The organism is Serratia bockelmannii (genome assembly GCF_051803255.1).
In the GTDB taxonomy this organism is placed as follows: domain Bacteria; phylum Pseudomonadota; class Gammaproteobacteria; order Enterobacterales; family Enterobacteriaceae; genus Serratia; species Serratia bockelmannii.
This window is the reverse complement of sequence record NZ_CP196512.1, coordinates 4,375,359-4,398,416: the sequence shown is the minus strand read 5'-3', so window position 1 is coordinate 4,398,416 and position 23,058 is coordinate 4,375,359. Positions and strand designations below refer to the sequence as shown.

19 protein-coding genes are annotated in these 23,058 nt (G+C 58.8%); 12 read left to right on the top strand and 7 right to left on the bottom strand.

The window, feature by feature from the left end:
* The first annotated feature begins 67 nt into the window (after positions 1 to 67).
* The 5 genes from aceE to yacL all read left to right on the top strand — a co-directional run bounded on the left by aceE (position 68) and on the right by yacL (position 9,901).
* Complete coding sequence (gene aceE, locus ACSJLU_RS20905) at positions 68 to 2,731, top strand: pyruvate dehydrogenase (acetyl-transferring), homodimeric type (protein WP_025304233.1); 2,664 nt, start codon at positions 68 to 70, stop codon at positions 2,729 to 2,731.
* A gap of 13 nt (positions 2,732 to 2,744) precedes the next feature.
* Positions 2,745 to 4,628 (top strand): pyruvate dehydrogenase complex dihydrolipoyllysine-residue acetyltransferase, encoded by a 1,884-nt coding sequence (gene aceF, locus ACSJLU_RS20900; RefSeq protein WP_043141312.1) that lies wholly within the window; start codon positions 2,745 to 2,747, stop codon positions 4,626 to 4,628.
* A 233-nt stretch (positions 4,629 to 4,861) separates the two neighbouring features.
* The gene (gene lpdA / locus ACSJLU_RS20895) at positions 4,862 to 6,286 is read left to right on the top strand and encodes a dihydrolipoyl dehydrogenase (RefSeq protein ID WP_004937500.1); all 1,425 of its coding nucleotides are present in this window, start codon (positions 4,862 to 4,864) and stop codon (positions 6,284 to 6,286) included.
* Positions 6,287 to 6,801: 515 nt separating this feature from the next.
* Entirely contained in the window at positions 6,802 to 9,399 is a 2,598-nt protein-coding gene (gene acnB / locus ACSJLU_RS20890; protein ID WP_038872455.1) for a bifunctional aconitate hydratase 2/2-methylisocitrate dehydratase, read from the top strand.
* Positions 9,400 to 9,538: 139 nt separating this feature from the next.
* On the top strand, positions 9,539 to 9,901 hold the full coding sequence (gene yacL / locus ACSJLU_RS20885) for a protein YacL (protein WP_004937507.1): 363 nt from the start codon (positions 9,539 to 9,541) through the stop codon (positions 9,899 to 9,901).
* Between the two features lie 32 nt (positions 9,902 to 9,933).
* Here the strand turns inward: yacL and speD are convergent, their stop codons facing one another.
* The 3 genes from speD to ACSJLU_RS20870 all read right to left on the bottom strand — a co-directional run bounded on the left by speD (position 9,934) and on the right by ACSJLU_RS20870 (position 12,092).
* Positions 9,934 to 10,728 carry an adenosylmethionine decarboxylase gene (gene speD, locus ACSJLU_RS20880; protein ID WP_004937510.1) on the bottom strand — a complete coding sequence of 265 codons (795 nt, stop codon included), beginning with the start codon at positions 10,726 to 10,728 and terminating at the stop codon, positions 9,934 to 9,936.
* Between the two features lie 27 nt (positions 10,729 to 10,755).
* Positions 10,756 to 11,619, bottom strand: coding sequence for a polyamine aminopropyltransferase (speE, locus tag ACSJLU_RS20875; RefSeq protein WP_089181282.1), 864 nt, complete (start codon positions 11,617 to 11,619; stop codon positions 10,756 to 10,758).
* Positions 11,620 to 11,744: 125 nt separating this feature from the next.
* Positions 11,745 to 12,092 (bottom strand): YacC family pilotin-like protein, encoded by a 348-nt coding sequence (locus ACSJLU_RS20870; RefSeq protein ID WP_004937515.1) that lies wholly within the window; start codon positions 12,090 to 12,092, stop codon positions 11,745 to 11,747.
* Between the two features lie 217 nt (positions 12,093 to 12,309).
* Between ACSJLU_RS20870 and cueO the strand changes: the two genes are divergently transcribed.
* Together cueO and hpt are read left to right on the top strand one after the other, a co-directional pair.
* Entirely contained in the window at positions 12,310 to 13,953 is a 1,644-nt protein-coding gene (gene cueO, locus ACSJLU_RS20865) for a multicopper oxidase CueO (protein ID WP_049208399.1), read from the top strand.
* Positions 13,954 to 14,051: 98 nt separating this feature from the next.
* Positions 14,052 to 14,588 carry a hypoxanthine phosphoribosyltransferase gene (gene hpt / locus ACSJLU_RS20860; RefSeq protein WP_141966685.1) on the top strand — a complete coding sequence of 179 codons (537 nt, stop codon included), beginning with the start codon at positions 14,052 to 14,054 and terminating at the stop codon, positions 14,586 to 14,588.
* 37 nt (positions 14,589 to 14,625) lie between these two features.
* On the opposite strand, the gene can is transcribed toward hpt, so the two are convergent.
* Positions 14,626 to 15,282 (bottom strand): carbonate dehydratase, encoded by a 657-nt coding sequence (can, locus tag ACSJLU_RS20855; protein WP_380826970.1) that lies wholly within the window; start codon positions 15,280 to 15,282, stop codon positions 14,626 to 14,628.
* Between the two features lie 210 nt (positions 15,283 to 15,492).
* On the opposite strand from can, the gene ACSJLU_RS20850 reads away from it, so the two are divergent.
* The 3 genes from ACSJLU_RS20850 (at position 15,493) to ACSJLU_RS20840 (ending at position 18,641) form a co-directional block, all read left to right on the top strand.
* Entirely contained in the window at positions 15,493 to 16,416 is a 924-nt protein-coding gene (locus ACSJLU_RS20850; RefSeq protein WP_015379030.1) for an ABC transporter ATP-binding protein, read from the top strand.
* Positions 16,413 to 17,183 carry an ABC transporter permease gene (locus ACSJLU_RS20845; RefSeq protein WP_004937535.1) on the top strand — a complete coding sequence of 257 codons (771 nt, stop codon included), beginning with the start codon at positions 16,413 to 16,415 and terminating at the stop codon, positions 17,181 to 17,183. The genes ACSJLU_RS20850 and ACSJLU_RS20845 overlap by 4 nt, the downstream gene beginning before the upstream one ends.
* A gap of 177 nt (positions 17,184 to 17,360) precedes the next feature.
* Complete coding sequence (locus ACSJLU_RS20840) at positions 17,361 to 18,641, top strand: polysaccharide deacetylase family protein (protein WP_049208402.1); 1,281 nt, start codon at positions 17,361 to 17,363, stop codon at positions 18,639 to 18,641.
* 34 nt (positions 18,642 to 18,675) lie between these two features.
* Here the strand turns inward: ACSJLU_RS20840 and panD are convergent, their stop codons facing one another.
* The 3 genes from panD to panB form a co-directional block, all read right to left on the bottom strand.
* The gene (gene panD, locus ACSJLU_RS20835) at positions 18,676 to 19,056 is read right to left on the bottom strand and encodes an aspartate 1-decarboxylase (RefSeq protein ID WP_004937544.1); all 381 of its coding nucleotides are present in this window, start codon (positions 19,054 to 19,056) and stop codon (positions 18,676 to 18,678) included.
* Positions 19,057 to 19,201: 145 nt separating this feature from the next.
* Positions 19,202 to 20,056 carry a pantoate--beta-alanine ligase gene (gene panC / locus ACSJLU_RS20830; RefSeq protein WP_049296228.1) on the bottom strand — a complete coding sequence of 285 codons (855 nt, stop codon included), beginning with the start codon at positions 20,054 to 20,056 and terminating at the stop codon, positions 19,202 to 19,204.
* A 23-nt stretch (positions 20,057 to 20,079) separates the two neighbouring features.
* Positions 20,080 to 20,874, bottom strand: coding sequence for a 3-methyl-2-oxobutanoate hydroxymethyltransferase (gene panB, locus ACSJLU_RS20825; RefSeq protein ID WP_025304226.1), 795 nt, complete (start codon positions 20,872 to 20,874; stop codon positions 20,080 to 20,082).
* 166 nt (positions 20,875 to 21,040) lie between these two features.
* On the opposite strand from panB, the gene qseB reads away from it, so the two are divergent.
* On the top strand, positions 21,041 to 21,703 hold the full coding sequence (gene qseB / locus ACSJLU_RS20820) for a quorum sensing response regulator transcription factor QseB (protein WP_004937550.1): 663 nt from the start codon (positions 21,041 to 21,043) through the stop codon (positions 21,701 to 21,703).
* A complete protein-coding gene (qseC, locus tag ACSJLU_RS20815) occupies positions 21,700 to 23,058 on the top strand; it encodes a quorum sensing histidine kinase QseC (protein ID WP_380826974.1) in 1,359 nt (452 codons plus the stop codon). Before qseB ends, qseC begins: the two co-directional genes overlap by 4 nt.

The following is a 23,058-nucleotide window of genomic DNA, read 5'->3' as shown; positions in this document are numbered from 1 at the left end:
GTGTTTTTGCACAGAGCACAGGAAGACAGGCTCCAAACAAACCATTAGACAGATAAGGAATACCACCATGTCAGAACGTTTAAACAATGACGTGGATCCGATCGAAACCCGCGACTGGCTGCAGGCGATCGAATCGGTCATCCGTGAAGAGGGTGTTGAGCGAGCTCAGTTTCTGATTGATCAGGTATTGGGAGAAGCCCGCAAAGGCGGCGTTAACGTTGCGGCCGGTGCTGCAGCGCACAACTACGTCAACACCATCGCGGTAGAAGACGAACCGGCCTACCCAGGCAACCTGGATCTGGAACGCCGCATTCGCTCTGCGATCCGTTGGAACGCGATCATGACCGTTCTGCGCGCATCCAAAAAAGACCTGGAGCTGGGCGGCCACATGGCTTCCTTCCAGTCTTCCGCGACCTTCTATGAAGTCTGCTTTAACCACTTCTTCCGCGCACGCAACGAGAAAGACGGCGGCGACCTGGTGTACTTCCAGGGCCACATCTCTCCGGGCGTTTACGCGCGTGCCTTCCTTGAAGGCCGCCTGACCGAAGAACAGATGAACAACTTCCGTCAGGAAGTGCACGGCAACGGCCTGTCCTCTTACCCGCATCCTAAGCTGATGCCGGAATTCTGGCAGTTCCCGACCGTATCCATGGGCCTGGGCCCAATCAGCGCCATCTATCAGGCGAAGTTCCTGAAATACCTGGAACACCGTGGCCTGAAAGACACCTCTGAGCAGACCGTTTACGCCTTCCTGGGCGACGGTGAAATGGATGAGCCGGAATCCAAAGGCGCCATCACCATCGCGACTCGCGAGAAGCTGGACAACCTGGTGTTCGTCATCAACTGCAACCTGCAGCGCCTGGACGGCCCGGTCACCGGTAACGGCAAGATCATCAACGAACTGGAAGGCATCTTCTCCGGCGCAGGCTGGCAGGTGCTGAAAGTGATCTGGGGCGGCCGTTGGGACGAGCTGCTGCGCAAAGACACCAGCGGTAAACTGGTTCAGCTGATGAACGAGACCCTGGACGGCGACTACCAGACCTTCAAATCCAAAGACGGCGCTTACGTGCGCGAGCACTTCTTCGGCCGTTACCCGGAAACCGCGGCGCTGGTCAAAGACATGACCGACGACGAAATCTGGGCGCTGAACCGTGGTGGTCACGATCCGAAGAAAATCTTCGCTGCACTGAAAAAAGCGCAGGACACCAAAGGCAAACCGACCGTTATCCTGGCCCACACCATCAAAGGTTACGGCATGGGTGAAACCGCGGAAGGTAAAAACATCGCTCACCAGGTGAAGAAAATGAACATGGAAGGGGTTCACCACTTCCGCGATCGTTTCAATGTGCCGGTTGCCGATGCTGACATCGAAAAACTGCCGTACATCACCTTCGAGAAAGAGTCCGAAGAGTACAAATACCTGCACGAACGTCGCCAGGCGCTGAAAGGCTACGTGCCAACCCGTCTGCCGGAGTTCACCCAGAAGCTGGAAATGCCGGCGCTGGAAGATTTCAGCTCGCTGCTGGAAGAGCAGAACAAAGAGATCTCCACCACTATCGCCTTCGTGCGTGCCCTGAACGTGATGCTGAAGAACAAGTCGATCAAAGATCGCCTGGTGCCAATCATCGCCGACGAAGCGCGTACTTTCGGTATGGAAGGTCTGTTCCGTCAGATCGGTATCTACAGCCCGAACGGCCAGCAGTACACCCCGCAGGACCGTGAGCAGGTTGCTTACTACAAAGAAGACGAGAAAGGTCAAATCCTGCAGGAAGGCATCAACGAACTGGGCGCAGCCTCTTCCTGGCTGGCCGCAGCGACTTCCTACAGCACCAACGATCTGCCGATGATTCCGTTCTACATCTACTACTCGATGTTCGGTTTCCAACGTATCGGCGACCTGTGCTGGGCAGCGGGCGACCAACAGGCGCGTGGCTTCCTGATCGGCGGGACCTCGGGCCGTACTACCCTGAACGGCGAAGGTCTGCAGCACGAAGATGGCCACAGCCACATTCAGTCTCTGACCATCCCTAACTGCATCTCTTACGATCCGGCTTACGCGTACGAAGTGGCGGTGATCATGCACGACGGTCTGGTGCGCATGTATGGCGACAACCCAGAAAACGTGTACTACTACCTGACCACGCTGAACGAAAACTACCACATGCCTGCGATGCCGCAGGGTGCGGAAGAAGGTATCCGCAAGGGTATCTACAAGCTGGAAACGCTGGAAGGCAGCAAAGGCAAGGTACAGCTGCTGGGCTCCGGCGCTATCCTGCGCCACGTGCGCGAAGCTGCGCAGATCCTGGCGAAGGACTACGGCGTGGGTTCCGACACCTACAGCGTGACCTCGTTCACCGAACTGGCGCGCGATGGCCAGGATTGCGAGCGTTGGAACATGCTGCACCCAACCGAAACGCCACGCGTGCCTTACATCGCTCAGGTGATGAGCGACGCGCCAGCGGTAGCGTCTACCGACTACATGAAACTGTTCGCTGAACAGGTTCGTACTTATGTGCCGGCCAGCGATTATCGCGTACTGGGCACCGACGGCTTCGGTCGTTCGGACAGCCGCGAAAACCTGCGTCACCACTTCGAAGTCGATGCATCTTACGTGGTGGTTGCTGCTCTGGGTGAACTGGCTAAACGCGGTGAGATCGAAGCTTCTGTGGTTGCTGATGCAATCAAGAAATTCGACATCAACCCGGAAAAAGTTAACCCGCGTCTGGCCTAAGAGGTACTGAATAATGTCTATCGAAATCAACGTACCGGACATCGGTGCAGATGAAGTCGAAATCACCGAGATTCTGGTGAAGGTCGGCGATAAAGTTGAAGCGGAACAATCGCTGATCACCGTGGAAGGCGACAAGGCCTCCATGGAAGTGCCATCCCCTCAGGCGGGCGTGGTGAAAGAGATTAAAGTGGCGGTCGGCGATAAAACCGAAACCGGCAAACTGATCATGATCTTCGAAGCGGCAGGCGCAGCGGAAGCTGCACCGGCGGCGAAAGCGGAAGAAAAACCGGCGGCAGCAGCAGCTGCCCCGGCTGCCGCTGCGGCCAAAGACGTTGCTGTGCCGGACATCGGCGCCGACGAAGTCGAAGTGACCGAGATCCTGGTGAAAGTGGGCGACAAGGTGGAAGCCGAGCAGTCCCTGATCACTGTGGAAGGCGACAAGGCTTCCATGGAAGTCCCTGCGCCGTTCGCGGGCACCGTGAAAGAGATCAAGATCGCGACCGGCGACAAAGTGAAAACCGGTTCCCTGATCATGGTGTTCGAAGTGGCTGGCGCCGCTTCCGCTGCCGCCCCGGCTGCGGCTGAAGCTCCTGCCGCCGCTGCAGCGCCTGCGGCCTCTGCGGCCAAAGACGTCGCCGTGCCGGATATCGGCGGTGACGAAGTCGAAGTGACCGAGGTGATGGTTAAGGTGGGCGACAAGGTTGCCGCCGAGCAGTCTCTGATCACCGTGGAAGGCGACAAGGCCTCCATGGAAGTGCCAGCGCCGTTCGCGGGTACCGTGAAAGAGATCAAGATCGCGACCGGCGACAAAGTGAAAACCGGCTCCCTGATCATGGTGTTCGAAGTGGAAGGCGCTGCGCCTGCCGCTGCCGCCGCTCCAGCCGCTAAAGCGGACGCTGCGCCGGCGCCGGCCGCCGCTAAAGCCGCCGCTCCGGCTGCGAAAGCTGACGACAAAGGCGAGTTCGCCGAGAACGCGGCATACGTGCACGCGACCCCGGTCATTCGTCGTCTGGCGCGTGAATTCGGCGTTAACCTGGCGAAAGTGAAAGGTACCGGTCGTAAAGGCCGCATCCTGCGCGAAGACGTTCAGACTTACGTGAAAGACGCGGTGAAACGCGCTGAAGCAGCTCCGGCTGCTGCTGGCGGCGGTCTGCCAGGCATGTTGCCATGGCCGAAAGTGGACTTCAGCAAGTTCGGCGAGATCGAAGAAGTCGAAATGGGCCGCATCCAGAAGATCTCTGGCGCGAACCTGAGCCGCAACTGGGTGATGATCCCGCACGTGACTCACTTCGACAAAACCGACATCACCGATCTGGAAGCGTTCCGCAAGCAACAGAACGAAGAAGCGGCCAAGCGCAAGCTGGACGTGAAGTTCACGCCTGTCGTGTTCATCATGAAAGCCGTTGCTGCCGCTCTGGAGCAGATGCCGCGCTTCAACAGCTCGCTGTCCGAAGATGGCCAGAAGCTGACGCTGAAGAAATACATCAACATCGGCGTGGCGGTAGATACCCCGAACGGCCTGGTGGTTCCGGTGTTCAAGGACGTGAACAAGAAGAGCATCACCGAGCTGTCTCGCGAACTGATGGCCATCTCCAAGAAAGCGCGCGACGGCAAGCTGACCGCGGGCGAGATGCAGGGCGGCTGCTTCACCATCTCCAGCCTGGGTGGCATCGGGACGACTCACTTCGCGCCGATCGTCAACGCGCCGGAAGTGGCTATCCTGGGCGTCTCCAAGTCTGCGATGGAGCCGGTCTGGAACGGTAAAGAGTTCATGCCGCGCCTGATGATGCCGATGTCGCTGTCCTTCGACCACCGCGTTATCGACGGTGCCGATGGTGCGCGCTTCATCACCATCATCAACAACATGTTGTCCGACATTCGCCGTCTGGTGATGTAATGCAAAAGGGGCGCAGCATGCTGCGCCCCTGATGATTCTGTAGCAGTTTTGTCGGATTTTGCACAACTCGACAAAATTGTTGAGACACGGGTCACTCGAACACGCTTTGCAGATTATTAACAATTCTGTAAACTGCTCGCGGTGTAAGCGTCCCGGTGGATGAAGGGCGTTATGAGATCGATTAGCAATAAAAATGACGTCTGACCCGCCGGACAATCAATTAAGAGGTCATGATGAGTACTGAAATTAAAACTCAGGTCGTGGTACTTGGGGCGGGCCCGGCAGGTTACTCTGCAGCCTTTCGTTGCGCTGACTTAGGTCTTGAAACCGTTCTGGTTGAACGTTATTCCACTCTGGGCGGGGTTTGCCTGAACGTGGGATGTATCCCTTCCAAAGCACTGCTGCACGTTGCCAAAGTGATCGAAGAAGCCAAAGCGCTGGCCGAACACGGCATCGTTTTCGGCGAGCCGAAAACCGACATCGACAAAGTGCGCGTCTGGAAAGAAAAAGTCATCACTCAGCTGACCGGCGGTCTGGCTGGCATGGCGAAAGGCCGTAAAGTGAAAGTGGTCAACGGCTTGGGCAAGTTCACCGGCGCTAACACCCTGGTTGTGGAAGGCGAAAACGGCCCAACCACCATCAACTTCGACAACGCCATCATCGCTGCAGGTTCTCGTCCGATCCAACTGCCATTCATTCCTCATGAAGATCCACGCGTGTGGGATTCCACCGATGCGCTGGAGCTGAAAACCGTCCCAGAGCGTCTGCTGGTTATGGGCGGCGGCATCATCGGCCTGGAAATGGGCACCGTATACCATGCACTGGGTTCACAGATCGACGTCGTTGAAATGTTCGATCAGGTTATCCCGGCGGCGGATAAAGACGTGGTGAAAGTCTTCACCAAGCGTATCAGCAAGCAGTTCAACCTGATGCTGGAAACCAAAGTGACCGCGGTAGAAGCCAAAGAAGACGGCATCTACGTCACGATGGAAGGTAAAAAAGCGCCGGCAGAACCACAGCGTTACGACGCGGTGCTGGTGGCGATCGGCCGCGTGCCGAACGGCAAACTGCTGGATGCCGGCAAAGCCGGTGTTGAAGTTGACGAGCGTGGCTTCATCAACGTCGACAAACAGCTGCGTACCAACGTGCCGCACATCTTCGCTATCGGCGACATCGTCGGTCAGCCGATGCTGGCGCACAAAGGCGTGCACGAAGGCCACGTTGCCGCAGAAGTTATCGCCGGCATGAAGCACTACTTCGATCCGAAAGTGATCCCATCCATCGCTTACACCGAGCCGGAAGTGGCATGGGTGGGTCTGACCGAGAAAGAAGCGAAAGAGAAAGGCATCAGCTACGAAACCTCCACCTTCCCGTGGGCGGCTTCCGGCCGTGCGATCGCTTCCGACTGTGCAGACGGCATGACCAAACTGATCTTCGACAAAGAAACTCACCGCATCATCGGTGGCGCGATTGTCGGCACCAACGGCGGTGAACTGCTGGGTGAAATCGGTCTGGCTATCGAGATGGGCTGCGACGCGGAAGACATCGCGCTGACCATCCACGCTCACCCGACCCTGCACGAATCCGTGGGCCTGGCGGCGGAAATCTACGAAGGCAGCATCACCGACCTGCCTAACCCGAAAGCCAAGAAGAAGTAATTCTGCTGGTTTGACCGGTTAACAAGCGGCTCCTGAGAAGGGGCCGTTTTTTTTTGCTCAGATGCACCAAGCGGTATTTTTGTGGCCGCTGCGCCAAATTCCGATCCTTATGCTTATATCCATTTTAATTGTATGGATATAATGCCCTGCTAGTCCGGCAGCCGATTACGCTGCGCTCAACGATTCAGCAAAGATTTAATGTTGCTTTTATGTGAACGAATTAACAACCGTTTCAAATCCTGATATGCTGGCTGAGCGGAACCGGGCACTGTACCTTACAGTCCAGGACATCGACAGCAGTGCCCCGTCAGGATAGATGGCATCAATATCGCCGTGCGCTCTACCCATCAGTCTTTCATGCTGTAACGCTGTTTGACCGTGCTTGTTTGCCCCAATCACCGTTTCGGGGCCTTTACGGGCCGATCGCCTAGCCACAGAGTGAAACCCCAAGGGTATAAACCCGGTTTGCATATACGCCAGGCACAATAAATGACAATGAGAGCGAGGAGAACGTCGTGCTAGAAGAATACCGTAAGCACGTAGCCGAGCGTGCTGCTGAGGGCATCGCCCCTAAGCCGCTAGACGCCACCCAAATGGCCGCGCTGGTCGAACTACTGAAGAATCCGCCAAAAGGCGAAGAAGAATTCCTGTTAGACCTGCTGATTAACCGTGTTCCACCGGGCGTCGACGAAGCCGCCTACGTTAAAGCAGGTTTCCTGGCGGCCATCGCCAAAGGCGAAGCGACATCCCCCCTGGTTACCCCCGAGAAAGCCATTGAACTGTTAGGCACCATGCAGGGCGGTTATAACATTCATCCGCTGATCGATGCCCTGGACAACGAAAAGCTGGCGCCTATCGCCGCCAAAGCGCTGTCCCACACGCTGCTGATGTTCGACAACTTCTACGACGTGGAAGATAAGGCCAAGGCCGGTAACCCGCACGCCAAGCAGATCATGCAGTCCTGGGCCGATGCCGAATGGTACCTGTCGCGCCCTGAGCTGGCGGAAAAGATCACCGTCACCGTGTTCAAAGTCACCGGCGAAACCAACACCGATGACCTTTCTCCGGCGCCGGACGCCTGGTCGCGTCCTGACATCCCGCTGCACGCGCTGGCGATGTTGAAAAACGAACGTGAAGGCATCGTGCCGGATCAGCCGGGCAGCGTTGGCCCGATCAAACAGATCGAGCTGCTGAACAAGAAAGGCTTCCCGCTGGCCTACGTCGGCGACGTGGTCGGCACCGGTTCCTCCCGTAAATCCGCCACCAACTCGGTGCTGTGGTTCATGGGTGATGACATCCCGCACGTGCCGAACAAGCGCGGCGGCGGCGTGGTGCTGGGCGGCAAGATTGCACCTATCTTCTTCAACACCATGGAAGATGCTGGCGCATTGCCGATCGAAGTGGACGTGTCCGAGCTGAACATGGGCGACGTGATCGACGTTTACCCGTACAAAGGTGAAGTACGCAACCACGAGACCGGTGCGCTGATCGCCAACTTCGAGCTGAAAACCGACGTGCTGCTGGATGAAGTGCGCGCCGGCGGCCGTATCCCGCTGATCATCGGCCGCGGCCTGACCACCAAGGCGCGCGAAGCGCTCGGCCTGCCGCACAGCGACGTGTTCCGCATCGCCAAACCGGTTGCCGCGAGCAGCAAAGGCTTCTCGCTGGCGCAGAAAATGGTCGGCCGCGCCTGCGGCGTCGCCGGTATTCGCCCTGGCGAATACTGCGAACCGAAGATGACCTCCGTCGGTTCTCAGGACACCACCGGCCCGATGACCCGTGATGAGCTGAAAGACCTGGCCTGCCTCGGCTTCTCCGCCGACCTGGTCATGCAGTCGTTCTGCCACACCGCCGCGTACCCGAAACCGGTCGACGTGACCACGCACCACACGCTGCCTGACTTCATCATGAACCGCGGCGGCGTCTCGCTGCGTCCGGGCGACGGCGTGATCCACTCCTGGCTGAACCGTATGCTGCTGCCTGACACCGTCGGCACCGGCGGCGATTCCCACACCCGCTTCCCGATCGGCATCTCCTTCCCGGCCGGTTCCGGCCTGGTGGCGTTTGCCGCCGCGACCGGCGTGATGCCGCTGGATATGCCTGAGTCGGTGCTGGTGCGCTTCAAAGGCAAAATGCAGCCGGGCATCACCCTGCGCGATCTGGTGCACGCCATCCCTTACTACGCGATCCAGCAGGGTCTGCTGACCGTCGAGAAGAAGGGCAAGAAAAACATCTTCTCCGGCCGCATTCTGGAGATCGAAGGCCTGCCGGATCTGAAGGTCGAGCAGGCGTTTGAGCTGACCGATGCGTCCGCCGAACGTTCCGCCGCCGGTTGTACCATCAAGCTGGATAAGGCGCCGATTGAAGAGTACCTGAACTCCAACATCGTGCTGCTGAAGTGGATGATCTCCGAAGGCTACGGCGATCGCCGTACGCTGGAGCGCCGTATTCAGGGCATGGAAAAATGGCTGGCGGATCCGCAACTGCTGGAAGGCGATGCGGATGCGGAATACGCAGCGGTGATCGACATCGATCTGAACGAGATCAAAGAGCCGATCCTGTGCGCGCCGAACGATCCTGACGACGCACGCCTGCTGTCCGACGTGGCCAACAGCAAAATCGATGAAGTGTTCATCGGTTCTTGCATGACCAACATCGGCCACTTCCGCGCGGCCGGCAAGCTGCTGGATCAGCACAAGGGCCAGCTGCCGACCCGTCTGTGGGTGGCGCCGCCAACCAAGATGGATGCGGCTCAGCTGACCGAAGAAGGCTACTACAGCGTCTTCGGCAAGAGCGGTGCGCGTATCGAGATCCCGGGCTGCTCGCTGTGCATGGGCAACCAGGCGCGCGTGGCGGACGGCGCGACGGTGGTCTCCACCTCGACCCGTAACTTCCCGAACCGTCTGGGCACCGGTGCCAACGTCTATCTGGCGTCTGCCGAACTGGCCGCGGTAGCGTCCCTGTTGGGCCGCCTGCCGACGCCGGACGAGTACCAGACCTATATGGCGCAGGTCGACAAGACGGCGGCGGATACCTACCGCTACCTGAACTTTGACCAGCTGGGGCAGTACACCGAAAAAGCCGACGGCGTGATCTTCCAAACCGCCGTGTAAGCCGCTATATTGCGCAACTGTTTAACGGGAGGCCTTGGCCTCCCGTTTTATTTTGCTCAGTTGCCAACTTTGCGAGCGCTCACTGAGTTAGTCCGCCATTTATGTTTACACTAAGAAAAAGGGCTCAGGAGGGCATGCTATGGATTACGAATTTCTGCGTGACGTCACCGGTCAGGTGATCGTCAGATTTTCGATGGGGCATGAAGCGATTGGCCACTGGATCAACGAAGAAGTTAAAGGCGATTTCAACCTGCTGGACCGGATTGAAGCCGGTGCGGCCGAGGTCAAAGGCAGCGAGCGTCAATGGCAGCTGGAAGGCCATGAATATACGCTGCTGATGGATGGTGAAGAAGTGATGATCCGCGCCAATCAGCTGGAGTTTGAGGGCGATGAAATGGAAGAGGGGATGAACTACTACGACGAAGAAAGCCTCTCATTCTGCGGCGTTGAGGACTTCCTGCTGGTGTTGAAGGCCTATCGTTCTTTCATGCTGAAGTACTAAGCATCAGGGCGCGGCGTGCCGCGCCCTTTCCATCACAGATGCGGAATATTGCGGCCGTAATAGATTTCCTGCATCTCTTTCCATAACAGATCGGTGATCTGCTTGCGTTCGGCTGCGCTCAACGCCTCCGGCTCCGCGTTAAACAGGTAGTGTTTCAGATCGAAATCTTTCAGCAACATCTTGGTATGGAAGATATTTTCCTGGTAAACGTTCACGTCCATCATGTGGTACAGCGCCTTGATGTCTTCCGACATAAAGTTCTGGATCGAATTGATCTCGTGATCGATGTAATGTTTCACGCCGTTCACGTCGCGGGTAAAACCGCGCACGCGATAGTCCATGGTGACGATGTCGGATTCCAGCTGGTGAATTAAGTAGTTCAGCGCCTTGAGGGGCGAAATGACGCCGCAGGTCGAGACCTCGATATCGGCGCGAAAGGTGCATAGCCCGCCTTCCGGATGGCTTTCCGGGTAGGTATGTACGCAGATATGGCTTTTGTCCAGGTGCGCGACGACCGTATTCGGCAACGGGCCTGGGTGTTCCGACGTATCGACGTCTTTCGGATCGATGGGCTCTTCGCTGACCAGGATGGTGACGCTGGCGCCCTGCGGCTCGTAGTCCTGACGCGCGATGTTCAGAATATTGGCGCCGATGATCGAGCAGGTCTCGCTCAGGATCTCGGTCAGCCGGTTGGCGTTATATTGTTCGTCTATGTAGGCGATATAGCCGTCGCGATCGTCCGCGGTTTTGGCATAACAAATATCGTAAATACAAAAACTCAGGCTCTTGGTCAGGTTGTTGAAGCCGTGCAGTTTTAGCTTATGCAATTTAGGCCACCTCCTTTATCTTCTCGCTTAACGTGTTACGTTCAGGGCATTGAGCAAATATTGCGGCAGGGCAAAGCTGCCGACGTGAATTGCCGGGTTGTAATAACGGCAGTGTAGGCCGCTTTGGTTAAAGCGTTGTTGCAGAGTCGGCAGATCGATCTGGCGCAGTGCCGGGTTCTGGCTCGCCCAGGCAAAGGTCATGATGCCGCCGTAATAGGTCGGGATCGCTGCCTGATAGAAGCTGACGTCGGTAAAGTAGCGGTTCAGTTTGGCGTGGCTGTTGACCGCCTCATCCTGTTGCAGGAAGCAGACGCCGTTCTGCGCAACGAAAATGCCGCCCTCATTCAGGCAGCGGGCGCAGCCTTCATAAAACGCCGAGGTGAACAGGCTTTCGCCGGGGCCGATCGGATCGGTGCAGTCGGAGATGATCACATCGAACGTTTCGTCGGTTTGATTCACGAAGTTGACGCCGTCGTCGATCACCAACTTGAAGCGCGGATCGTCATAGGCGCCGGCGCTGTGGTTGGGCAGGTATTGGCGGCAGAACTCGACGACACCGGCGTCGATCTCGACCATGGTGATCTGCTCCACGCCAGGATGCCGGCTGACTTCGCGCAGCATGCCGCCGTCGCCGCCGCCGATGATCAGCACTTTCTTCGCCTGGCCATGCGCCAGAAGCGGCACGTGGGTCAGCATTTCGTGATAGATGAACTCGTCACGCTCGGTGGTTTGCACCACGCCGTCGAGCGCCATCACGCGCCCCAGGACCGGGTTCTCGAAGATCACCAGATCCTGATGATCGGTCTTCTCGCGGTACAGCACCTTCTCTACCGAGAAATACTGGCCGAAGCCCGTATGCAGCGTTTCGTACCAAATTTCTTTCTGGGTCATGTGCGGGAAACTCCGTAATAACAGCCATGAAAAATCGGCGCAACATCATAGCTAACTCTGTCTGGCGATGCACGGTTGAATTTCAGACAGAGAGAGCGAAAGGCGGGTGGGGGAGAGGGGCGGAATTAGTTGGCGTAGGCCAGCAGGCTCAAAGAGTCGCGCGCCAGCGATTTGCACTTCTTAGGCGTTGGAATGGCGATGCCGCTGAGATCGCGATAGCTGTCTTCGCCCAGCGCCTTCATGTTAAAGCTGTTGTAGTTGCTCAAATCCCAGCGGTTTTGTTGCGCGAAATAGACAATGGCGCGTTTGATTTGCGCATTTGGCAAATCGTTGTAGCCGCAATCATTTTTCAAATAAATAAATACCGCCGTCAGATCGGCCAGATCTTCCGCCTCGGATTCATTCAGCGCCAGACTGGCGTTGGAGAAGCCCAGCATCGCCAGCAACAGCATCGATAACGTTGTTTTTTTCATCATGAAATAGGCCTGTTTGTCGTCTGCTGACGTTACCACACTTGCCTGTAAAGGCACCAAATTTTATTGCTGCCGGGCCGGCGTCGCGCGTGCCGGTCATACTCTCTTGATTGTGAGGCATAGCTTAAAATACCGCCAGGAAAGGCTTGACCTTCCGCCTGGGGGAAGGTTTAGGCTGACGGCATTGAGTTATGTCACTGAGAAAAGGGAGTCAGCGATGTTACGCCGTGATTTTATTAAATTAACCGCTGCGCTGGGCGCGGCGAGCGCATTGCCGTTATGGAGCAGGGCCGCTTGGGCGGCCGATCGGCCGGCCTTGCCGGTACCGCCGCTGTTGATGCCGGACGCGCAGGGAAAGATTGCGCTGGCGCTGCAGGCGGGTGAAACCCGCTGGTTGCCCGGTGCCGCCACCAAAACCTGGGGATTCAACGGCGCGCTGCTCGGGCCGGCGGTGAAGCTGCAGCGTGGCCAGCCGGTGACGGTCGATATCAAAAACAGCCTGGCGGAGGCCAGTACCGTCCACTGGCACGGGCTGGAAATTCCCGGCGACGTCGATGGCGGCCCGCAGGCGCTGATCCACCCCGGCGCGACGCGCACGGTGAATTTCACCGTCGAACAACCGGCCGCTACCTGCTGGTTCCACCCGCACACGCACGGTAAAACCGGCAGCCAGGTGATGATGGGGCTGGCGGGGTTGGTGCTGCTGGAAGACGATGAAAGCGCCAAACTGCCGCTGCCGAAAACCTGGGGGCAGGATGATATTCCGGTGATCCTGCAGGATAAGCGGCTGGGCAAAGACGCGCAGATCGAATACCGCCTGGACGTGATGAGCGCGGCGGTGGGCTGGTTTGGCGATCGCATGTTCACCAACGGCGCGCAGTATCCGCAACATCTGGCGCCGCGCGGCTGGCTGCGTCTGCGTTTTCTCAACGGTTGCAACGCCCGCTCGTTGAATCTGGCGGCCAGTGACAACCGTCCGCTGTATGTTATCGCCAGCGACGGCGGTTTCCTGGCTGAGCCGGTGAAGCTGACCGAGCTGCCGATGCTGATGGGCGAACGCTTTGAAGTGCTGGTGGATGCCTCCGACGGGAAAGCGTTCGATATCGTGACGCTGCCGGTGAAACAGATGGGCATGACGCTGGCTCCGTTCGATCAGCCGCTGCCGGTGTTGCGCATTCAGCCGTCGTTGGCACAGGGTATCAAAACCATGCCGGACAGCCTGGTGAAGCTGCCGACATTGCCTGCCACCACTGGTATCCAGGAGCGTTGGCTGCAGCTGATGATGGATCCGCAGCTGGATATGCTCGGCATGCAGGCGCTGATGGATCGTTATGGTCACCAGGCGATGGCTGGCATGAGCATGAATCATGGCGCGACGGGCGCTGGAGACATGAAAGGCATGGAGAAGGGCGGCATGCAGGGCATGGACCACGGCAACATGAAGGGCATGGATCATGGCAAGATGGCCGGGATGGATCACGGCGGCGCGCAGAGCAAAGCCAAACCGTTCGATTTCAGCCACGGCAACATGATCAACGGCAAGGCCTTCGACATGAACAAACCGATGTTTGCCGCCAAACGGGGCCAGTATGAAAAATGGACCATTTCCGGTGAGGGCGACATGATGCTGCACCCGTTCCACATTCACGGCACCCAGTTCCGTATCCTTTCGGAAAACGGCAAACCGCCGGCGGCGCATCGCAGCGGCTGGAAGGACACGGTGCGCGTCGAAGGTTGGCGCAGCGAAGTGCTGGTGCGTTTCGATCATCCGGCAAGCAGCGAACATGCGTATATGGCCCACTGCCACCTGTTGGAGCATGAAGATACCGGCATGATGATGGGCTTTACCGTCGCCGATTGATCGCGGCCCGGTGCTCAAGCGGTGGCGCGCTCGCGTCGCCACCGGCGAAAGGCTATGCTAAACTCTGCGCCTTTCTTCCGGCAACTGACCTGAATACTATGAAACACACTGTAGACGTAATGATTTCCGAGCAGGAAGTTAAGACCCGTATCGCCGAACTTGGCCGCCAGATCACCGAACATTACCGCGAAAGCGGCAGTGACATGGTGCTGGTCGGGCTGCTGCGCGGCTCCTTTATGTTCATGGCCGATCTCTGCCGCGCGATCGACGTGCCGCACGAAGTCGACTTTATGACCGCCTCCAGCTACGGCAGCGGCATGTCCACCACCCGCGACGTGAAGATCCTCAAGGATCTGGACGAAGACATTCGCGGCAAAGACGTGCTGATCGTGGAAGACATCATCGATTCCGGCAACACGCTGAACAAAGTGCGCGAGATTTTGGCGCTGCGCGGGCCGAAATCGCTGGCGATTTGCACCTTGCTGGACAAACCTGAGCGCCGTGAAGTGCAGGTGCCGGTCGAATATGTCGGTTTTTCGATCCCAGATGAGTTCGTGGTGGGGTATGGCATCGACTACGCTCAGCGCTACCGTCACCTGCCGTACGTCGGCAAAGTGGTGCTGCTGGACGAGTAATCGATGTGGGGCGCGGCAAGCCGCGCCCGCGGCGTGATTATACGCCTTTATCCTGCTTCAGTTTGGCTATCGCTTTGCGGTAGCCCATCTCCAGGCTCTCGCGGCTGGTCGCCAGCACTTCCATATCGCGCAGACGGCCGTCCTGAATGCCGTACACCCAACCGTGGATCATCACCTTCTGGCCGCGCTTCCAGGCGGACTGCATGATGGTGGAGTGGCCCAGGTTGTACACCTGCTCAATGACGTTGATCTCGCACAGCATGTCGAAACGCTGTTCCGGCGGCACCTCGCCCAGCAGCGAGCTGTGCTTGTACCACAGGTCGCGAATGTGCAGCAGCCAGTTGTCGATCAATCCCAGCTCCGGGTTTTCCACCGCCGCCTGCACGCCGCCGCAGCCCAGGTGGCCGCAGATGATGATGTGTTCGACTTCCAGCACATCTACCGCATACTGCACCACCGACAGGCAGTTAAGATCGGTATGGATAACGAGGTTCGCCACGTTGCGATGGACGAACAGTTCGCCCGGCTCGAGGCCGGTCAGGCGTTCGGCGGGAACGCGGCTGTCAGAGCAACCAATCCATAAGAAGCGGGGCTTTTGCGCCTGGGCTAAACGTTCAAAAAATTCCGGGTCTTCCTGACTGATATTGGCCGACCAGGCCTGGTTGTTGGCGATAAGCTCTTCGATTTCTTTCATGAAGGTGATTGACCCGTAACGAACAGATTGCGTTGGAGTAATATAGGGTAAGCGTCACAATTTGGAAATCGGAACAGTGGTGCAACCTCATTTACCGCACGGATTCGACGCAGTGAAAACGCCGTCGATGCTAGGATTATTGTTAGTGTTTCAAGCCTCGCAAACAGGGGCGCGGCGGCATACTCATCGTCATAAGGTACTATTTTACATATGAATTATGCACTGGAATTAGCGCAGCTGACCAAGACTTACGCCGGTGGCGTCAAGGCGCTGCGCGGCATCGACCTGAGCGTCGAGGCGGGGGATTTTTATGCTCTGCTGGGGCCAAACGGCGCCGGAAAGTCCACCACCATCGGCATCATCAGCTCGCTGGTGAACAAAACCGCCGGCAGCGTGCGGGTGTTCGGTTATGACATCGATAAAGACATCGTCAACGCCAAGCGCCAGCTCGGCCTGGTGCCGCAGGAGTTCAACTTCAACCCGTTTGAGACCGTGTTGCAGATCGTGGTGAACCAGGCGGGTTACTACGGCGTCACGCGGCGTGAAGCGATGGCGCGCGCCGAGAAATACCTCAATCAGCTGGATCTGTGGGGCAAGCGCAACGAGCGCGCCCGTATGCTGTCCGGCGGCATGAAGCGCCGTCTGATGATCGCCCGCGCGTTGATGCATCAGCCGAAGCTGCTGATCCTCGATGAGCCGACCGCCGGGGTGGATATCGAACTGCGTCGCTCGATGTGGGGCTTCCTGAAAGAGCTGAACGCCCAAGGCACCACCATCATCCTCACCACCCACTATCTGGAAGAGGCGGAAATGCTGTGCCGCAACATCGGCATCATCCAGAACGGGGAACTGGTGGAAAACACCTCGATGAAAGGGCTGCTGGCCAAGCTGAAGTCGGAAACTTTCATCCTCGATCTGGCGGCGAAGAGCCCGCTGCCTAAGCTGGACGGTTACCACAGCCGCCTGACGGATACCTCGACGCTGGAAGTGGAGGTGATGCGCGAGCAGGGGCTGAACGGCCTGTTCGCCCAGTTGAGCGCGCAGGGCGTGCAGGTGCTGAGCATGCGCAACAAGGCGAACCGCCTGGAAGAGCTGTTTGTCACCCTGGTTAACGGCAATGGAGAAAAAGCATGACGCGTTTGTATTGGGTGGCCTTACAAAGCATCTGGGCCAAAGAGGTAAACCGCTTCGCGCGCATCTGGATCCAGACCCTGGTGCCGCCGGTGATCACCATGACGCTGTACTTCATCATCTTCGGTAACCTGATCGGCTCGCGCATCGGCGATATGCACGGCTTCAGCTACATGCAGTTCATCGTGCCCGGCCTGATCATGATGGCGGTGATCACCAACTCCTATGCCAACGTCGCCTCGTCGTTCTTCAGCGCCAAGTTTCAGCGCAACATTGAGGAACTGCTGGTGGCGCCGGTGCCGACCCACGTGGTGATCGCCGGCTATGTCGGCGGCGGCGTGGCCCGCGGTATCTGCGTCGGCGTGCTGGTGACCATCATCTCGCTGTTCTTCGTGCCGCTGCAGGTACACGCCTGGTGGGTGATTGCGCTGACGCTGTTGCTGACGGCGATCTTGTTCTCGCTGGCGGGGCTGATCAACGCGGTGTTTGCCACCACTTTCGATGATATCAGCCTGATCCCGACCTTCGTGCTGACGCCGCTGACTTACCTGGGCGGGGTGTTCTACTCGCTGTCGCTGCTGCCGCCATTCTGGCAGGCGGTGTCCAAGCTGAATCCGATCGTCTATATGATCAGCGGCTTCCGCTACGGCTTCCTCGGCATCAACGATGTGCCGCTGGCGTTCACCATGGCGGTGCTGGTGGCGTTTATCGCGGTGTTCTATCTGCTGTCCTGGTATCTGATCGAGCGCGGCCGCGGCCTGCGCAGCTGATCATATCGCGCTCCCGCTTTCCCGGCGGGAGCGCCTTTCTTGATTTGGCGCAGGCGGCGCGTAAATCAATAGAATTGCTCAAATAACCGCTAGTTCCCCGCTGTTTAAATCGTGCTATGCTGGCGCTCCACATTTCCTTCACTTTTGTCATTACGCACTCGTAAGCAGAACATCATCATGCGGTCTCAATACACGTTAACGGCTGGGTTACTCGGCATTCTGATGTCGTTGGTTTCCCCTGTGAGCCTGGCTAATCTGCTGTCGGAAGACGGCGCGGTTAAATCTGAATACATGGAAGCGCAGCGCGATAGCGAAGTCTATGCGTTGGTGGGCGAGCATGTGATCCCGGTAGGGGAAGTGAAGCGCGGGCAGCTGATCCAAGTCTTCCCGGCGGATGCGGAATACTACGAATTCAAATTCGGGCACGGTACCGGCTTTATCGATAAAGACGACGTGCGTGAATTGAAGAAGTCGCGCAAGGTGCAAGACGATTTGGGCGAGCTGAACAAACCGCTGACCAACCAGAATCTGATCACACAAAAAACGATAGACGTATACACCGCAGCGGACAAGGACAGCGAGGTCTTGGGCACGCTGGAAGGCAACCTGCGCTATCCCATCATCGGCAAGCTGAAAGATCGCCTGAACAACACCTGGTACGAGGTCAACATCGGCGAGCGGCTGGGGTTCATTAATGAGTTGGACTGCGAGATCGATAACGGCATACCGGTGCTGACTTACCACCACCTGCTGAAAAACGAAGAGAACAAACGCTTCCGCCACACCTCGACCACCACCTCAGACGTGGCGTTCAGCAACCAAATGACCTATCTGAAGCAGGCGGGCTACGACACCATTTCGCTGTATCAGCTGGAAGCCTACCTGAAAAATCAGATCAACCTGCCGGGCAAGGCGATCGTGCTGACCTTCGACGACGGGCTGAAGTCGGTTTATCGCTACGCTTACCCGGTGCTGAAGGATTACGGTTTCCGCGCCACGGCGTTCATCATCTCTTCGCGCATCAAACGCCACCCGCAGAAATGGAACCCGGACTCGCTGCAGTTTATGAGCGTTTCGGAGCTCAAGCAGATTCAGGACGTGTTCGACGTGCAGTCGCATACCCATTTTCTGCACCGCACCGATGGCAACCGCCAGCCGATTTTGCTGAGCCGTTCGTTGCACAATATCGAGTTCGATTTTGAGCGCTCGCGCCGCGCGCTGTCGCAGTTCAACCCGCACGTGCTGTATCTGTCTTATCCGTTCGGCGGTTATAACCAACGGGCGATTCAGGCGGCGCAGGACGCCGGGTTCCATCTGGCGGTGACCACGGTGCAGGGCAAGGTGAAGCCGGGGGATAACCCCTATACGCTGAAGCGGCTGTATATTCTGCGCACCGACTCGATCCAGACCATGGCGGATCGGATAGCCAACAAGCCGGGTACGGTGGTGGTGCAGTAGGGAAGAACGGGCGCGTAAGGCGCCCGTTTTATTGTCAGGCGACCTGAACCGGCACGGCTTTCGCCTTGCGCTGCAGGTTGTTGTCACCTTCGAAATAGGCGACTTTCGGGTGGTGCTGGCGGGCGTCGGCGTCGGTCATTTGCACATAGGAGCAGATGATCAGTTTGTCGCCCACGCAGGCGCAGCGCGCGGCGGCGCCGTTGACCGAAATGATGCGCGAACCGCGCTCGGCGGCAATGGCGTAGGTGGAGAAGCGCTGGCCGTTATCCACGTTGTAAATATCGATCGCTTCATATTCCAGAATGCCGGCGGCTTCCAGAAAATCCTGGTCGATGGCGCAGGATCCTTCATAGTGCAAGTCAGCCTGAGTGACTTTGACGCGATGCAGCTTGCCTTGCAGCATAGTACGTATCATAGCTTTACCTAACTGAATATCGGCCTTCACAGGCGCTGGGGTTGAACATCTCTCCTGCATCCCTGCAATCTCTATCGTCACCGATTGCTCCGCCATTGTCTACCAATGGCCAAGGCTTCAGGGTGACGACAGTATAAAAAACGGCTTATAGCGTCAGGTCAACCTGCTGGTTGTCGATAAGACGCGCCTTGCCCAGCCAGGCGGCCATCAGCACCACCGCCCGCTGGCTATCTACCGTCAGCGGCTGCAGGCTATCGGCGTCGCGAATAAACAGCTCATCCGGCGTAAAGCCGGCGGCGCGCAGTTGCTCGGCGGTCTGCTCCAACAGCGTTTCAACATGGCGTTCGCCATTGGCCAACTGCTGCGCCAGCGCGTTCATGATCTTGCTCAGCTGCGGCGCGATCTTGCGCTCTTCGGCGGTCAGGTAACCGTTACGCGAGCTGAGGGCCAGGCCGTCTTTGGCGCGCACGGTCGGCACGCCGACGATATCGATGTCGTAACCCATGTCCGCCACCATTTTGCGGATCAGCGCCAGCTGTTGGTAATCCTTCTCGCCGAAGCAGGCCAAATCAGGCTGCACCAGGTTGAACAGCTTGCTGACGATGGTGGAAACGCCGCGGAAGTGGCCCGGCCGGCTTGCGCCTTCCAGGATGCTGGAGATGCCGGGCACGTCGACGTAGGTCTGCTGCTCCAGCCCCTGCGGATAGACCGCGGCCGGGGCCGGCGCGAACACCAGATCGACGCCGCGGCGGGTCAGCTTCTCGCTGTCTTCCTGCAGCGTGCGCGGGTAGCGCGCCAGATCGTCCGGCCGATCGAACTGCATCGGGTTGACGAAGATGCTCACCACCACCACGTCGGCGCGGGCACGCGCTTCATCGACCAGCGTCATGTGGCCGTCGTGCAGGTTGCCCATGGTCGGCACCAGCGCGATGCGTTTGCCTTCCTGGCGCCAGCGGCGGATCTGCTGACGCAGCATCGGCAGGGTTTCGATAATAATCATTGGGTGACTCCTGGAACCATCGCTTAGTTAAAAGAGTGTTCAGCCGCCGGGTAGAGGCCTTGCTCCACTTCCTGAATGTAGTGCTGCACCGCCGTGCGGATATCGCCGCTCTGCGCCAGGAAGTTCTTGGCGAACTTCGGCGTGTGGCCGCCGGTAATGCCGAAGGCGTCGTGCATCACCAGGATCTGGCCGTCGGTGCCGCTGCCGGCGCCGATGCCGATGACCGGAATGGACAACGCTTCGGTGATCTGGCGCGCCAGCTCGGTCGGCACGCATTCCAGCACCAGCAGCTGAATGCCGGCCAGTTCCAGATTCTGCGCGTCCTGCAGCAGCTGTTTGGCGGCCAGTTCGTCGCGCCCTTGCACCTTATAGCCACCGAACACGTTGACCGACTGCGGCGTCAGGCCCAGGTGGCCGCACACCGGCACGGCGCGCTCGGCGAGCATTTTCACCGTGTCGCACAGCCAGCTGCCACCTTCCAGTTTCACCATGTTGGCGCCGGCGCGCATCAGCTCGGCGGCGTTGGCGAAGGTCTGTTCCGGGGTGGCGTAACTCATGAACGGCAGATCGGCCAGCAGCAGGCAGGCCGGCGCGCCGCGGCGCACGGCGCGCGTGTGGTAGGCCACGTCGGCGACGGTGACCGGCAGCGTGGAGTCGTGGCCCTGCAGCGTCATGCCCAGCGAATCGCCCACCAACAGGACTTTGATGCCTTGCTCTTCAAACAGTTTGGCAAAGCTGGCATCGTAGGCGGTAAGGGTAGCAAACTTGCGCTGCTCCTGTTTCCACTGGCGCAAATGGGTCACGGTGGTGGGTTTCATCACAACGTCTCCTGAAACGGGCCGTGCGGCTTACGCAGGCCCAGGCTGCAAAAAAGTGCAGCCATTCTACTGTAACCCGATCGGGGTGGGTAGCGCGGATCGCCATGCTTAAGCGGTTCTTAAGAACCTTGTGGTGCAATGGCGCCAAGACTCAAAAGGGATACTCATGCGAATTCTGTTGATCGAAGATGACAAACTGATCGGTGACGGTATCAAGGCCGGGCTGACCAAACTCGGCTTCAATCTGGACTGGTTCACCGACGGCGCCGTCGGCAAAAATGCGCTGGACAGTGCGCCGTACGACGCGGTGATCCTCGATCTCAGCCTGCCGGGCCTCGACGGCCTGGATCTGCTGCGCCAATGGCGCCAGGCGGGGCAGGACGTGCCGGTGCTGATCCTCACCGCCCGCGATGCGCTGGAGCAGCGGGTTAGCGGGCTGCAAAGCGGCGCCGACGATTACCTGTGCAAGCCGTTCGCGCTGGCCGAAGTGGCGGCGCGCCTGCAGGCGCTGATCCGCCGTCGCCACGGCCAACTGATGCCACAGCTGACGCACGGCAACGTGGTGTTCGACAGCGCCACCCGCAGCGTGAGCTGCAACGGCGAGCCGGTGACGCTGACGCCGCGCGAATTGGCGGTACTGGAGCTGTTTCTGCACAACAAGGGGCGGGTGCTGGCGCGGCCGTTGATCCAGGAGAAGCTGTACAACTGGGATGACGAGGTGAGCAGCAACGCGGTGGAGGTACATATTCACCACCTGCGGCGCAAGCTGGGCAACGGCTTCATCCGTACCATCCACGGCGTGGGTTACACGCTGGGGGATGCGCCGTGAAGCGTCTCAGCCTGCGGCTGCGCCTGATCCTGATCTTCAGCCTGCTGGCGCTGCTGACCTGGAGCACCGCCAGCGTGGTGGCCTGGGTGATGTCGCGCAACACCATCAACGAAGTGTTCGACACCCAACAGATGCTGTTCGCCAAACGGCTGGCGACCGCCAACCTCGGCGATCTGCTGGCCGATGAAAGTGCGCGCAGCCTGCCGAAAACCAAGAAGCTGGTGCATCATGGCAAGCGCGGCGAGCAGGACGACGACGCGCTGGCGTTCGCCATCTTCGATCGCGACGGCAAGATGCTGCTCAACGACGGTGAGAACGGCGCTGATTTCCTGTTTGACGGGGAGCGTGAAGGTTTTACCGACGGTGAGCGCAAAGGCGATGATGACAGCTGGCGCCTGGTATGGTTGACCAGCCCCGACGGGCGCTATCGCATTGTCGTGGGGCAGGAGTGGGATTACCGGCGCGATATGGCGCTGGGCATGGTGACGGGCCAGCTGGTGCCCTGGCTGGCGACGCTGCCGGTGCTGATGCTGCTGATCGCGCTGATGGTTGGGCGCGAGCTGCGGCCGCTGCGTGCGGTGGCCGCCGGTTTGCGTCGGCGTGCACCCGATGACGCCACGCCGCTGGATGCGCGCCAGGTGCCGACCGAGGTGCGCCCGCTGGTGGATGCGCTCAATGCGCTGTTCTCTCGCATCAACGCTTTGCTGGTGCGAGAGCGACGCTTCACCTCCGATGCCGCGCACGAATTGCGCAGCCCATTGGCGGCATTGCGGGTGCAGACCGAAGTGGTGCAGTTGGCGGGGGATGATGCGCCGATGCGCGAGCACGCGCTGGACAATCTGACGGTCGGCATCGATCGCGCGACCCGGCTGGTGGATCAACTGCTGACGCTGTCGCGGCTGGATTCGCTGTCGGATCTGGCCGAGCTGACGCCGATCGACTGGAACGATCTGGTGACGATGACCCTGGCGGAACAGGATCGGCAAGCCCATGCGGCGGGTGTGACGCTGCGCTATGAACATCGGGGAACGCCACCGCCGCGTCAGGGGGAAACCTTGCTGTTGTCGCTGCTATTGCGCAACTTGCTGGACAACGCGGTGCGCTATACCCCGCAGGGCGGCGTCGTCACCGTGACGCTGAGCGAACGTTCGCTGACGGTAGAGGACGACGGTCCGGGGGTGACCGCGGAGCATCTGGCGCGGCTGGGAGAACGTTTCTATCGCCCGCCGGGACAGGAACAAACCGGCAGCGGGCTGGGGTTATCTATCGTGCAGCGTATTGCCGGCTTGCATGGTTTACAGATCAGTTTCGCCAATCGCTCGGCGGGGGGATTCGTTGCGCGGTTGGCGCTGTAG